Source organism: Methanofollis aquaemaris (genome assembly GCF_017357525.1).
GTDB classification, from domain to species: Archaea; Halobacteriota; Methanomicrobia; order Methanomicrobiales; family Methanofollaceae; genus Methanofollis; species Methanofollis aquaemaris.
Window position 1 is genome coordinate 1238886 of sequence record NZ_CP036172.1, and the last position, 13541, is coordinate 1252426.

The following is a 13541-nucleotide window of genomic DNA, read 5'->3' on the forward strand; positions in this document are numbered from 1 at the left end:
CGAGAGAGGATACCGAATATCTGGCGCAACGGGCGAGAATATGCATCTTATCGCACGATACAATGCATTCAATCCTGGATAATGGATGATAAGTCGTCATAACGACCTTAAGAGAGGAGAAAACACCCGGCGCGTCGCACCGCCCGGAACAGAGATATGATAAAGGAATGTCACCAGACGGTTACATGATCCCAGATGAAGTACGAGATAATCGGAGACAACCTCCAGATGGTGAAGACGACCCTTGCCTCGGGCGAGAAGATCAATGCCGAGGCCGGGGCCATGGTGAACATGAGCGGGAACATGCAGATGGATTCCCACCTGAAGGGTGGCCTCTTCGGCGGGATCAAAAGAATGCTCACCAGCGAGAGCCTCTTCCTGACCGAGTTCACCCCGAAAGGCAGCGAGGGTTTCGTCTCCTTCGCCGGGAATGTACCGGGCCGGATCTTCCCGGTGGACGTGAACGGGAAAGAGTTCATCGCCCAGAAGGATGCCTACCTCTGCTCTGAGGAGGGCGTGACCCTCGACATCGCCTTCACGAAGAAACTGCGGTCGGGGTTTTTCGGCGGCGAAGGGTTCATCCTCCAGCGTCTCCACGGAAACGGCAGGGTCTTCCTCCACTGCTGCGGCGACATCATCGAGATGGACCTCGCGGCCGGGGAGACGATCAGGGCCGAGACCGGGCTTGTGGTCGGGTTCGACTCGACGGTCGACTACTCCATCGAACTTGCCGGCGGCGTGAAGACCGTTTTCTTCGGCGGCGAAGGCCTCTTTCTGACCACCCTCACCGGACCGGGCAAGGTCGTCCTCCAGTCGATGGACATCGCCAAACTTGCCGGGTCGCTCATCCCCTATCTCCCGACCCAGACTTCGGGGGACTGATAGGGCCGGGAAGGTCATCGCCACAGAAGAACAAAGAATCCTGACCTGCTTTCTCTCGCCGGGGGGAGACCCCCCGGACCCCCCACGACGAAGATGGCCGGGGGGCGGCGATGGCTTGTGGTCACACTCGTTTTCTCTGCATTCTGACTGGAAAAGAGCATTCTTCTCCTCAGGACTCCTGCCTGTCTTCCCATCCGGTCCGCTTCAGGAGTGCGGTGAGGAGGAGGTCGACCGCCATGATCACGCCCGCCGTCGCGACGAACATGACAACCGGGTCGGGCCAGACCGATCTGACAAACCGGCTGGCAAGGAGACCGGCCATCACGGCAACGAAGAGAACGATGATACTCCGAGTATGCGAGCGATCCATATGAGAAAAGTGTGAAGGAGAGGAGGAAATATCTTCCTCTCACCGGCGGCGGGTGAAGGAGATTGTTCCTCCGGCCGCAAGCACTGCCAGCCACCAGGGCAGAGGGCTCTGCGCCGGGGCGGTCGGTGCGGGAGTCGTGGCCGCGGTCGATGCAGTCGGTAACGGCGTCTCGGAGACGACCGGTTTTTCCGCGGTGGCGTTCGCCGCTGTCGCGTTCAGATCCACGGACTCCGCAGACGGCACAGTCACCGCGGGCTCTATCGCCCGGCCCGCCGCCACGGCGAAGTACGAGAAGCCCGGCGACGTTGCACGATAGACAATACGGCCACTCTCCTCGCGCACGATCTCGGTCGGGAGCGCCACCCATGTTTCATTGTGATAGCGCCAGAGCGCAACCTCGTCCGGTGCGAGCCCATGCTCGTTCAGCCATGCCGCCGGGACGTCGAAGGTGAAGTTCGCCTCAGCAATCGCATCGTCGGTAACATAGGTGAGGTTGGCAGTGAGGTACTGGTACACCGCGCTGTCCAGACCGTCGGGCCCCTCATCCACCGGGGCGACGGTCACCATGACCCCGTCGATCCGCTTCGCAGCGGTGAGAGTGATCTCGGTCACCGCCGAACCCCTGAACTGCATCGAGGTGGTGGCGCCCGCGTTCAGGTCGCCGCCGACACCGATACCGCCCCAGTCGTCCCCGCCGTCGTTGTCGGGGAAGCCGGGCACATACCGGTCCGCCGGTGCGACCAGCGGACAGGTGTCGTTGACGCTCATCGGAGTAAACGCGTTCCGGGCGGTGTACGGCGTCTCCCCGACCCCGTCGCCGTCGGTGTCGTTGCCCGCATAGTCGTCCCAGTAGTTGCCGAGGGCATGGGTGTAGTAGGTGCCGTTATAGCGGTACATGAGCGGCGCCGCGGTATTCAGGGTGACCTGCCCCCCCATCGCGGCGAAGTGGCCCGCGCTGTTGTTGACAAAGGAGTTGCGCCAGAACAGGGTGTCGGCCGGATCGTCGGCGACAACGATCGCACCCACGATGTTGTCGGCGATGCGCGAGCCCGTGACCTCGAGGGCCGTGCAGTTCTGCGACACGAACCCTGCAAACCCGTTGGCCTCCATCGCCGAGGCGTCGACCGAGAGGTTGTCGACGTACCGGCAGTACGCCCCTGCATTGTTGCCGGAGGCCAGGACATTCCTGACCGTGATGTCGGTCGAGTTGTAGACATACAGCCCCATAAAGTTGCCCGAGAGCGTGAGGTCCGCGGCGGTGACGTTCCGGCATCCCATCAGGTACACCATGCCGGCATCGGTGGGCACGGCCTCGTCGTACCGGTCGTTCCAGACATAGACCGGTTTTCCGTCGACGGTGTTCGTCTCGTCAATCACGACGGTGTCTTCAGCGCCGTCTGAGGGGGCGAAGTTGATGTTCCACTTATGCCCGGCCATCGTGTTCTGTGAGAGCCCCCCGTTCTTCACGTCGTAGAGAGCAATCCCGCTCTCGCCGTTGCCGGTGGCCGTGCAGCGTGTCACCATGAACGCGTCGGCGGACGAGAGGTCGATCCCGCTCTCACCGTTGGCGGCGGCGTTCACGTCGACGAATACCGTCCTGTTGGAACGGGAGACTTCGACGCCGCTATCATGGTTCACCGATACGTTGGAGTTGTACACACTGAGGTCGGCGGTATCAATGGCCCATATCCCGTCGTCACCGTTCCCGGCGAGGGTGCACTGGAGCACCATGACGCCGACGGCAGTATTGGTTCTCATCCCGTCGTCGTCGTTCCCGGTGAGATTGCACCGATACGCGATGACGCTTGAGGCATCGTCGACGCTCATCCCGTTGCCGCCGTTCCCGGTGAGAGCGCACCCGAACACAAAGACATTTGAGGCGTTGTTGACCTTGATCCCGTCGTGCATGCCATCAAGAACCTCGGTGTCGGCGATGAAGGTCTTTGAAGCGCCGTCAATCTCGATTCCGTCTCCCCCGCACCCGATGAGATGCAGGTCGACGAGCGTTGTGTCGTTGCCGGCGACCAGGACGCCGTCGTCCCCGCCGGTGATCGAGAATCCCCGGAGGGTGACAGTGGATCCGGTCAGGGTGAGCGCGGTCCCGGCGCCTCCGTCGATGACGGCGTCGCGTGAACCGACGAGGGCGAGCGGTTTGTCGATCACGACGTTCTCGGCATAGGTGCCGTCTTCAATGAAGACCATCTGGCCGGGCAGGGCGGCTTCGACCGCCGCCTGGATGGTCGCATAGTCCCCGGGCACGCTGAGGGGATCGCGCGTGAAGGCCTTGATGCAGAGGTTGGTGTCAGGGAAGAAATCGGTCAGGTCGGCCCACTCTCTCCCGTCGATGCTCACAAAACTCTCGCCCGTGTGGGCGGTGGCATTGCTCGAGTAGTCCTCGATCGGCATCTCGACGGCGAGAGGGTGGGTGTCGGTCGGGGCGGTGAGTTTGAGGGTCACCGAGAAGTTCTGGCCCGGGACGAGGGGCACCGGGGTGTCGAGCGGGACGGTGTGGTAGCCGGGGAGTGCCATCGTCCCGTGTGCGGAGGACGTCTGGTACGGGATGCCCCCATCCAGGGAAGAGACCCTGACCTCGTACGCGGTGTCGGGTTCGCGGGTGAAGATACTCACGGCATGCAGATTCTCGTAGCGTTCCACGGTGAAGAGGTTCGCGCCGTACATCGTGGTCGAGATGCCGATGCTCCGGGTGGAGCCGAGAGGGTCGTACTGGTAGAGGTGGTCGTAGGTGCCGAGCGGTTCGCCGGTGAAGAGCACGGTCGCCGTGGCCCCACCGTCGCCGATATACTCCCTCGCCGGGTTCTTGAAGCGCCCGACGCTCCGGTCATAGTAGGAGATGTAGAAGTAGCCGTTGTCCCCGAGCGACGTGCCCCAGGAATTTTTCGCGATGAAGGCGCCGTCGCCGGGCGGGGTCTCGACGAAGTTTGCGGCCGGGTAGGCGTCGTCCCATCCGACCAGGAGGACGGCGTGGCCGCCGTCGAGTTTGGCGGTGCTGTTCTCAGGCAGATAGTAGGTGGCCGCGTTCGGTCCGAAACAGGAGTAGTTCACCAGGAACCCGGCATAGAGCCCCCCGTCCTCTTTGATCGTCGTCTTGATCAGGTCGTTGTCGAGGGGACCGTCCCGCGGCGGGAGGTAGGTGACATTCTGCACCTGCAGCACCGGCGCAAGGCCGGCGGGGGAGTCTGGGGAGGGGTTCGGGAGGAGGTAGGGGTCGTCAGACTCGTTCACCGGCCCGGACCACCGGGCGAGGTAGGCGGTCGCCATGAAGGCGTTGCCGCCGTCGCAGGGCCCCCAGTCGAAGCCGTGGGTGTTTTTCATATTATTCTCAGAGAGGTTCCACTCCCCCAGGCCGTCGGTGAGGAGCGCGGACTCCAGCGACCCGAGAGAGGCGAAGGTCCAGCAGGATCCGCATTTCCCCTGGTCCTTCACCGCAGTGACGCGGCCCTCGTCGGCGAGGTTGAAGTAAGCCTCCGATGGCGGTTCGGCCGTCGCAGCGACGACACCACCATCAGACCAGACCAGGGTGACGGGTGAGGGGAGGAGTCCGGTGAGGGGTGGGAGGGCCCTGTCCTCGGGGGCGACCGCGCAGAGGAGCACGGGGCCGTTCGCTGCTTCCTGTTCCTCCTGATACCTGACAAATGCCGGGTTCAGGGGAGCGGCCTCGAGGCCGGGAACCGCACCGGCGGTCAGGGTGCCGTCTGCGCCGGGGAAGGTGCCCGGATCATCCAGAGGGAGGATGAAGGACTGGTTCAGGGATGCGGCCTCAAAGTCAGGGACCGCATCGGCAGTCGGAGGGTCGTCCGCCCCCGGGGAAGGGGCTGGTTCATTCGGAGAAAGGAAGAAGGACTGGTCCAGGGGGGCGGCCGCACCGGGCATGGCAAGGAGGGCAAGCCCCACACAGACGAGCACTGTCAGAATATGTCGTGATGGGATGGTCATGGCTCTCATCTTCTTTATAAACGGGACATATGGGGAAAACAGGATATGAATTGTCCGGTTTGGGATTTGAATAATAGATATGTGATAAATTTTACGATAACGGATCGTTAGAGAAAGGAAATCTGATATATCAGAACCGATGGATACATGACGCCACCTCCCGGGGCCGGGGCCAGGAGATCAAAAAAGTCTGTGTTGAATCGAGCATGAAGCGGGAGCACGTCTCATGCATACCGGATGAAAATTTCTCGTCATTCAATCTCTCTTTTTCAAGACAGGAGAAGCGGGTGGGATCTCGTTCAATCGCCGCCCCTCACGATCTTCAACTCTGCCTTCCCGGCCCTATCTTCATCCCGGGGGTCCGGGGGCAACGCCCCCGGCGCGAGCGTGTGGGAAGGCATGATGATCAGATGTGCCGCACCGATCGTAGACTCTTTCCTGGAATCTCACACCGGGGGTTTCACCCCCGGACCCCCACGGACAGAGGATAGGTGGGGGGCGGCACTACGCCACTCACGGTCTTCAACTCTGCCTTCCCCCCCTATCGCAATCCCGGGGGTCCGGGGGCAACGCCCCCGGCGCGAGCGTTTGGGAAGGCGTGGTGATCAGACGTGCTGCCCTCATCGTAGAATCTTTCCTGTAATCTCGCACCGGAGGGGTTTTCATCCCCTGGGCCTCCGCGGTGAGGATAGCCGAGGGGCGGCAATGAAGTGGTAGTGCCATGTGGTTCCTGCTCGAAGAGGGAACAGGGATTCACTCACCAGAAACCACCAGGAAATTTTCATCCCGTATGCTTGAACCCATCCAGGGTTCATGCCGAATTCTACACGGCCGAAAAAAAGAGATTATGTCCCGATATCCCAGGCCGAGAGATAGGTCTTCTGCTCCTCGGTGAGGAGATCGATCGCGATCCCGAGAGCGGCGAGTTTGCGCGTCGCCACCTCTTCGTCGATGGCGTTCGGGACATCGTAGACGCCCGGCGCAAGATCCTTCCCGTGCTCGACCATGTAGAGAGCGGAGAGTGCCTGGAGCGCGAAGGAGAGGTCCATCACCTCGATCGGGTGGCCCATCCCCTTCGGGGTGGCGAGGTTGACCAGGCGACCCTGGGCCAGGACATGGATCTTCTTCTCGCCCAGCGCGTAGGTGTCGATGCCGTCCCGGCGCTCGATCGCGTCGGCGTGCTCCTCGAGCCATGCCACATCGATCTCCACGTTGAAGTGGCCGGCATTGGAGAGGATCGCCCCGTCACGGAGGAGCGGGAAGTGCTGTGCGGTGACGACCGAGGTGTTTCCGGTGGTGGTGATGAAGATCTCGCCGACCTTCGCCGCCTCCTCCATCGGCATCACGCCAAAGCCTTCCATATGGGCTTCGAGTGCCCGCCTGGGATCGACCTCGGTGACGACGACCCTGGCACCCATGCCGCGGGCCTTCCTGGCGACGCCGCGCCCGCAGTACCCGAACCCGGCCACCACCAGCACCTTGCCGGCGATGAGACTGTTGGTCGTGGCCATGATCGCCGTCAGCGAACTCTCGCCGGTCCCGTGGACATTGTCGAAGTGACGCTTCATGGGGGTGTCGTTCACCGCGACCACCGGGAACTTCAGGGCGCCCTCGGCCGCCATCGAGCGCAGACGGTGGATCCCGGTCGTCGTCTCCTCGCACCCGCCGACGACATCCTTGAGGATGTCCTGGCGGTGAGTGTGAAGTTCGTGGATGAGGTCCATGCCGTCGTCGATGGTGATCGACGGGCGGGCGTCGAGCACCCGGTTGATCGCCGCGTAGTATTCGTCGTTCGAGCACGCCCGCTTCGCATAGCAGTGCACGCCCGGCACCTTGCCGAGGGCCGACGCCACATCGTCCTGGGTGGAGAGGGGGTTGCACCCGGTGATATACACCTCGGCCCCGCCTGCCGCCAGGGTCTCGACGAGCACCGCGGTCTTGGCCTCCACATGGAGGGCCATGCCGATGGTCACGCCGGCGAGGGGCTTTGTCTCCTCGAATTCCTTTCTGATGCTCCCGAGCACCGGCATGTACTGCCTCGCCCAGTCCATCTTCTGCTGACCTGTCTTCATATTTTCACCAGAGCCTCGTGTCCATCTCTATTACGCGGCCCAGGCCATAAAAAGTATGAAGTCGTCCTCCGACCCCGCGTCCACAACGCTCATGACCGGAGCGGTCAGACGTATGGACATGCCACTCACCAAACGGATCATCCCCTGCCTCGACATCAAGGACGGGCGGGTCGTGAAAGGGACACACTTCGAAGGGTTGCGGGACGCCGGCGACCCGGTGGAACTGGCCGCGAGGTACAACGAACAGGGCGCGGACGAGGTGGTCTTCCTGGACATCACCGCCTCGAAAGAGAACCGCGGCACAATCATCCCGGTCATCGAGCGGGCCGCGGACAAACTGTTCCTTCCGCTCACCGTCGGCGGCGGGATCCGGAGCATCGATGACATCCAGCAGGTGCTCAGGGCCGGCGCGGACAAGGTCTCGCTCAACACCAGCGCCGTCACCGACCCCGACCTGATCACCGAGGCCGCGGAGCGGTTCGGGACGCAGTGCGTCGTCGTGGCCATCGATGTGCGGGCAAACCCGGAGATGAAGGAAGGGGCGACGCCGGTCACCCTGGCCGACGGGCGCGAGGTCTGGTACGAGGTGGTGACCATGGGCGGGTCGCACCCGACCGGACTCGACGCCGTCCAGTGGGCAGAAGAGGTGGAAAAACGGGGCGCCGGCGAGATCCTGCTCACCAGCATGGAGACCGACGGGACGAAGGCCGGGTTCGATATCCCGATCACCCGCACCATCTCGGAACGCGTCGGCATCCCGGTCATCGCGAGCGGGGGCGTCGGCACCCTCGAACATTTCTGGGAAGGTTTCGCCCTCGGCAAGGCCGACGCCTGCCTTGCCGCGAGCGTCTTCCACTACGGGGAGATGACCGTCAGCCAGGTCAAGGAGTATCTGGCCGGACGGGGTATCCAGGTACGGCGGTAAGGTCGAGTTCGAGCGCCGCCACCGGGTGTTCGAGGGAGAAGGCGGTGAGCACGTCGGGATAGATCTCACCAAAGACTCCCACTCTTTTTCCGTCCACCAGGACGTCGCCGCGCCGGCCGTCGATGAAGGCCGGATCCTCCGACTCGGCGAACTCTGCGGCCACGCCGCACTCGCGGCAGAGGGTCTCCATCATGGCGTAGGCCTCGGAGAAGTCCGCGCCCGGATGGATCGAGACCGCGGCGACGGTCTGCGTGGTGTGGGTTCCTCGGATCACGTCGCCGGTCGCAAAGACCCGCTGCGGGAGTTCGCGGTGGCAGTTGATCTCCAGGATCTCCATGAGAAGCGGGAGGATCTCGGTCCGCACCACGGTCTGTTCTTCTGAGATCGGTTTGGCGACCCTGAGCACCTCGGGCGAGGGCTCGCGCCGCATCTGCTCGTACAGCACCCGCTCGCTCGTGAGGGTGAAGGGCATCACCTCCAGGTAGCCCATGCCGGTGAAGACCGAACGGATCTCGCGCTGGAGGACGGCGACCGGGTGCTCCTTGCCGGTGGTGAAGGTCTGCGGGAGGGCGGCCTCGAAGTTGTCGAAGCCGTACGCGACGGCGACGTCCTCGAAGATGTCCCAGTCGTGCATGATGTCGGCACGGTACGGGGGCACGAGCACCCGCACCTTCCCGTCGGGCAGGGCCTCCGCGCCGAAGCGCATCTTTCGCAGGAGCGCCGCCATCTCCTCGGCCGTCAGGTCGATCCCGAGGAGGCGGGCGCACTCGGCCACGCTCACGACCCGCTCTGCGGGGGCGAGGTCGGGGTACGGCGTGCCGTCGATCTCGACGCTCTCGATGGTCGCCCCGGTCTCGGCGAGCGCGGTGCAGATGATGTTGGCCGCCATCCGCACCGCCCGCTCGTCGGTGCCGGTGCAGTCCAGGAGGATATTCCTGGTCCCGGTGGTGACGCGGGTCAGTTCGCCGTTGATGATCGGCGGGAAGGAGAGGACCTGATCGTTTGCGTCGACGATGAGCGGGAAGCGCTCGAACTCCTCGACCAGACGGGCATAGTCCCGGCCCTTCGGGTGCTCGGCAAGGATCTCCTCCATCGAGAGTTCGTCCTCGAAGTCGAGCGGGACAAACTTCCGGTCTCGCGGCGAGGCGAGGTACCGGAAGGGCGGGGTGACGGTGTCCAGGTCGTGGACGCCGATCGCCACCTTCCGCCGGCCCCGACCCAGGGCCCAGTGCAGGGACTCCTGAAGGGCCATCAGGCTCTCGATCCCGGCCTCGTCAAGGTTGACGTTCCTGATCACGGCCGAACCAAGGTGTGGGCGGATGGAGGCGAGGGCCGGGTCGACGGAGAAGGCGATCCCCGAGGGGGTGACCTCGTACTCGGGAAGCCCCTCCTCGATCCCCAGGTACCCCCGCATCGCCCTAGCCACGCCCTCGGTCGAGTAAAGGTCGACGCGGTCGGGGAAGAACTCCACATCGACGTGGTCGTCGAAGGTCCGCTCGATGTCAGACCCGATGAGGGGCATGCGTTCGAGGATGGTCTCTTTATCGGTACCGACAAGCCGTTCCAGATATTCGTAGTTGAGGGTGATGACTGCCATGACTCACTCCTGCCTCCTGATCGCCGGGCTCTCCCTGAGCCACTCGATGTCGCTGCGGTAGAGTTGCCTGAGGTCTTTGAGGCCGAGCCGGAGCATCGCGATCCGGCTGATCCCGAGCCCCCACGCGAGGACCGGGGTCTCGATCCCCCACGGGGCGGTGACCTCCTGCCTGAAGATCCCGGCGCCGCCGAGTTCGACCCAGCCCAGGCCGTCGACCCAGACCTCGGGCTCGACCGAGGGTTCGGTGTACGGGAAGTAGCCCGGCCTGAACCGCACCTCGTCAAAGCCCATCCTGTTGTAGAACTCCTTGAGGAACCCGAGAAGGTGCCTGAACGAGACGCCCTCGTCCATGACGATCCCTTCCAACTGCTCGAACTCGGGCAGGTGGGTGGGGTCGATCGCCTCGCGCCGGTACACCCGGCCGAGGGCGAAGGCCTTGACCGGGGGGTTGGGGTGGGAGATGAGGTACTGGACCGAGAGCGGGGTGGTGTGGGTGCGGAGCACGCATTTCTGCGCCACCTCCTCGTCCCAGACGCCGCCCCACCCGGTCGAGGTGGTCTCGCCGCCGCAAAGGTGCATGTCGCGGACCCGCTCCCATCCCTCGGGCATCGGTTCGGTCCGGTCCAGGTAGAAAGTGTCCTGCATCTCGCGGGCCGGGTGGTCCTGGGGCTGGAAAAGGGCGTCGAAGTCCCAGAAAGCACTCTGCACGATCTCGCCCTGCATCTCCACAAAGCCCATGTCCAGGAGGACTCTCTTCACCTCGTCGATGATCCGCTGGTACGGATGAACCTTGCCCGGGTACACGCGCTTCGGCGGGGTCTCCAGGCTGTACCGCCTGAGTTTTGCCTCGCGCCACGACCCGGTGATGATCTCTTCCCTGGAGAGCGTGCCGGTCTCCTCGACCAGGTCGAGCCCGGCCTCGACGAGGGCGCGGCCCTCGGGGGTGATCGCGACACGGTACGAGACCGCCTCGTGCTCTTCGACGAGGTTGCGCTTGAGCAGGTCGGCGATGCCCGGCATCCCGTCCTTCGGGTCGGCGAGGGCGATCTCGTCCTCGCCTGCCGGGGCCTCGCCGGTCTTCTCGGCGACGCCTTTCGTGATCGCGACCCAGCCTTTCTTCCTGAGCCACCCGATCCCGATACGCGAGAGCGGGTGGGCCTGGAGATCCTTCATCGAGATCGCGTCCGCAAAACTCTCGTAGATCTGTCGCTCGGGGAGGCCGTGCTCCCGGTATTCCTCGCCCTCGGGGGTGAGGGTGTAGGTCGTCGTGCTCAGCCGCTCGACTGCTGCAAGCCCGTGCTCGGCGCAGAGGTTGGCATACTGGACGGCCGCTTCCTCCGTCGTCCCGAGGGCCGCGGCGAGGTCGCCGGCCCCGGCCTCGCCGAGCGGGGCAAGGGCGACAAGGAACTTCTTCTCATTCAAGGTGAGGTCAGCCATTATCCTTCCACCAGGTGTGCTGTTTCGTCCATCTTCTCTCTGAAGTCCTTCAGGAACTCCTTCGTCCGCTCGAGCGTCTCCTTCTTGCAGGTGCCGCACATCAGTTCGCCGTCCCGGCACTTGCGACAGATCTCGACGAGTTCCTCGTCGTCGGGCGTCATATGGAAGAGGTTGAGGAGATAGACCGGACACTTCTCGGGTTCGCCGCCGAGTTTCTTCTGCTCCTCCAGGGTCGTCCGCCCGCCGGTGAGCGCCCCCATCACCTTCTTCTTGAGGTCTTTGTCGCTCTCCCAGAAGGAGATGAAACTATCGGGGACGCTCGACGACATCTTGCCGCCCTGGAGACCTGGCATGAAGGTGTGGTAGGTCGCGGAGGGGAGGAAGAACCCGAACCCGCCGTGCTCGATCTCGATCCCGCGCACCCGCACTTCGACCTCGGCGAGGGCGGCGCCCGGGATGTCCACATGGCCCTCGTACCGCTTCGAGCCCGGATACGCGGCGTGGACGGCGTCGATCGCAGCCTCGGGGGCGTTCTTGCTCCGGACGCTGACATAACCCTCCCGCTGCTCCACGGTGAAGAGCCGGAGTTTGTGGGCGACGTCGCGCGTCAGCCTGATGTGAGGATCCTGGTCGATCCCGACCGGCACGACCGTCGGGGCCGGGCCGCCGTCGAGTTGCGGGTACAGGATGTCGCCGACCTGGGTGGCGACGCTCATCGCATGGGCAAGGGCCGTCTCCTGGCTGAAACCGTAGATCGCCGAGAGTTCGGAGAAGTTGATCTTGATGGCCGCCTCGAAGGCGAGGTCTTTGAGGGCGGTGTTCTCGCTCTGGTAGTAGGTGTGCCCCTCGTACCCGAGCGCATACAGGCAGGCGAGATATTCGCGCCCGTACTCCTTGCACTGCCGCCATGAGAGCCCCCGCACCGCATGGGCCTCGCGGTCGGCGACGCCGATGTACCCGGTGCCGCCCTGGGCGACGTGCCAGGCCACCTCTTTCATCACCATCAGGTGACCCAGGTGCGGGTGACCCGAGGGCATGAACCCGGTCATCACGTTGAAATGTTTCTTCTCCCTGATCGCCTCTGCGATCAGCCCATAGTCCCGGTGCCCGACGACGACCCCCCTGCGTATGAAGGAGGGGACGGTCGGGAGACCACCGGTGACGTCCTCAATCGGCTCGATGCCGAACTCGGAAAAAAGTTTTCCGACATCGATCGACTGGTTGCTTGCCCATGGATTGATCCCCTGTGTCATGTCGATTCTCACATTTTTATTCGTGCAAACTCGATATACTGGATATCGTTGTTATGTACACAACCAAACAACATCTTCTTTTTGACACTGTGTGCCAGACGGACCGAACGAGAGATCGCCGCCATGGTGAGGGTCGTCCCGGCCGGCAGGGCGTGGACGAGCATGAGGGAGTGCTTGACCCCGCCGCCGTAGACCCTGAAGTGGTGACCGAACTTGTACCCGGTCTTGGGGGCGTAGCCGCGCCGGCGAAGGTCGGTGTAGAGGACGGCTTTTTCGGCGATCTCACTGTCTGCGGCGGCGGCGAGGGCATGGTAGACCTCGCGAGTGAGTGGGGTGCCGTTTTCGGTGAGCGTGAGCCTTCCCTCGTCCATGAGATACAGCACCTCAGGCGGGGAGAGCATCGTCTGCTCCTGGTCGAAGGGCTTGCCGTACCCCTCCTCAGGAAGCCAGGGTGCCTTGCCGGTCCTGACCACAGCGACCGGGCCGAAAGCCTCGCCGCCTGCCGTACCCTTACCGGCCGGGGCCTCCCCCTCGGGCCCGGCGAGGTGGTCGACCTTCACCTCATAGTAGGTGAGTTCGCCCTCGTCGTCGACGGCGGCGACCAGGTAGATCTTTCGCATATTCCCGGCGGTCTCCACCTCGGCGGCGACCTGGGCGAAGTCGACGAGGTCGCGCTCGGCAAGCACCCGCACCAGGTGATGAGACTGTCCCTTGCCCGGACGTTCGCCCCGCCGGAAGACCCGGAAGTCATGCGGGCCGGTCTGCAGGGCATAGCCCCGTTCCCGAAGGTCGCGGTAGACGAGGTACCGCCTGAAGAAGACCGGGTCCTTTGAAAGTTCCTGCAGAAGTTTCTCGAAGTCGTAGCCGGGCAGTTCGATCCGCTTGCGCGCCAGGAGGTAGAGTCCCTCCTCAGGGGCGAGGCGGAGTTTCCCCTTGTCGGGCCGGCCGTAGCCACCGCTCTCGTAGAGAGCAAGCCCGTCCTGCCCGAGCCAGAGCCAGGTGCCGTCAAATGTCGCCTTCACGTAAGGAGAGTACTGGGGGGGCAGGGGAT

At 63.8% G+C, this 13541-nt stretch carries 9 protein-coding genes; 2 read left to right on the plus strand and 7 right to left on the minus strand.

Annotation, left to right across the window (positions count from 1 at the left end; genetic code table 11):
• Positions 1-195: 195 nt before the first annotated feature.
• Entirely contained in the window at positions 196-882 is a 687-nt protein-coding gene (locus RJ40_RS05920) for a TIGR00266 family protein (protein ID WP_265582426.1), read from the plus strand.
• Positions 883-1051: 169 nt separating this feature from the next.
• Here the strand turns inward: RJ40_RS05920 and RJ40_RS05925 are convergent, their stop codons facing one another.
• From RJ40_RS05925 to RJ40_RS05935, 3 genes are all read right to left on the minus strand, one after another.
• Positions 1052-1252 carry a hypothetical protein gene (locus RJ40_RS05925; RefSeq protein ID WP_265582427.1) on the minus strand — a complete coding sequence of 67 codons (201 nt, stop codon included), beginning with the start codon at positions 1250-1252 and terminating at the stop codon, positions 1052-1054.
• Between the two features lie 39 nt (positions 1253-1291).
• Positions 1292-5206 (minus strand): lectin like domain-containing protein, encoded by a 3915-nt coding sequence (locus tag RJ40_RS05930; protein WP_265582428.1) that lies wholly within the window; start codon positions 5204-5206, stop codon positions 1292-1294.
• Between the two features lie 845 nt (positions 5207-6051).
• Complete coding sequence (locus tag RJ40_RS05935; RefSeq protein ID WP_265582429.1) at positions 6052-7278, minus strand: adenosylhomocysteinase; 1227 nt, start codon at positions 7276-7278, stop codon at positions 6052-6054.
• Positions 7279-7396: 118 nt separating this feature from the next.
• On the opposite strand from RJ40_RS05935, the gene hisF reads away from it, so the two are divergent.
• A complete protein-coding gene (gene hisF, locus RJ40_RS05940) occupies positions 7397-8203 on the plus strand; it encodes an imidazole glycerol phosphate synthase subunit HisF (protein ID WP_265582617.1) in 807 nt (268 codons plus the stop codon).
• Here the strand turns inward: hisF and pheT are convergent.
• From pheT to endA, 4 genes are read right to left on the minus strand one after another with little or no spacing between them, the layout of a single operon-like run.
• Positions 8160-9800, minus strand: coding sequence for a phenylalanine--tRNA ligase subunit beta (pheT, locus tag RJ40_RS05945; protein WP_265582430.1), 1641 nt, complete (start codon positions 9798-9800; stop codon positions 8160-8162). The genes hisF and pheT overlap by 44 nt on opposite strands.
• Before the next feature lie 3 nt (positions 9801-9803).
• Positions 9804-11237: a phenylalanine--tRNA ligase subunit alpha gene (gene pheS / locus RJ40_RS05950; RefSeq protein ID WP_265582431.1), complete on the minus strand. Its 1434-nt coding sequence runs from the start codon at positions 11235-11237 to the stop codon at positions 9804-9806.
• Entirely contained in the window at positions 11237-12490 is a 1254-nt protein-coding gene (locus RJ40_RS05955; RefSeq protein ID WP_265582432.1) for a tryptophan--tRNA ligase, read from the minus strand. Before RJ40_RS05955 ends, pheS begins: the two co-directional genes overlap by 1 nt.
• 8 nt (positions 12491-12498) lie before the next feature.
• Positions 12499-13512, minus strand: coding sequence for a tRNA-intron lyase (gene endA / locus RJ40_RS05960; RefSeq protein ID WP_265582433.1), 1014 nt, complete (start codon positions 13510-13512; stop codon positions 12499-12501).
• Between the last annotated feature and the right edge of the window lie 29 nt (positions 13513-13541).

Bases quoted from the DNA above. Each gene is read 5' to 3' on its own strand.
- RJ40_RS05920 (WP_265582426.1), top strand. From the start codon at position 196: ATGAAGTACGAGATAATCGGAGACAACCTCCAGATGGTGAAGACGACC.
- RJ40_RS05925 (WP_265582427.1), bottom strand. From the start codon at position 1,252: ATGGATCGCTCGCATACTCGGAGTATCATCGTTCTCTTCGTTGCCGTG.
- RJ40_RS05930 (WP_265582428.1), bottom strand. From the start codon at position 5,206: ATGACCATCCCATCACGACATATTCTGACAGTGCTCGTCTGTGTGGGG.
- RJ40_RS05935 (WP_265582429.1), bottom strand. From the start codon at position 7,278: ATGAAGACAGGTCAGCAGAAGATGGACTGGGCGAGGCAGTACATGCCG.
- hisF (WP_265582617.1), top strand. From the start codon at position 7,397: ATGCCACTCACCAAACGGATCATCCCCTGCCTCGACATCAAGGACGGG.
- pheT (WP_265582430.1), bottom strand. From the start codon at position 9,800: ATGGCAGTCATCACCCTCAACTACGAATATCTGGAACGGCTTGTCGGT.
- pheS (WP_265582431.1), bottom strand. From the start codon at position 11,237: ATGGCTGACCTCACCTTGAATGAGAAGAAGTTCCTTGTCGCCCTTGCC.
- RJ40_RS05955 (WP_265582432.1), bottom strand. From the start codon at position 12,490: ATGACACAGGGGATCAATCCATGGGCAAGCAACCAGTCGATCGATGTC.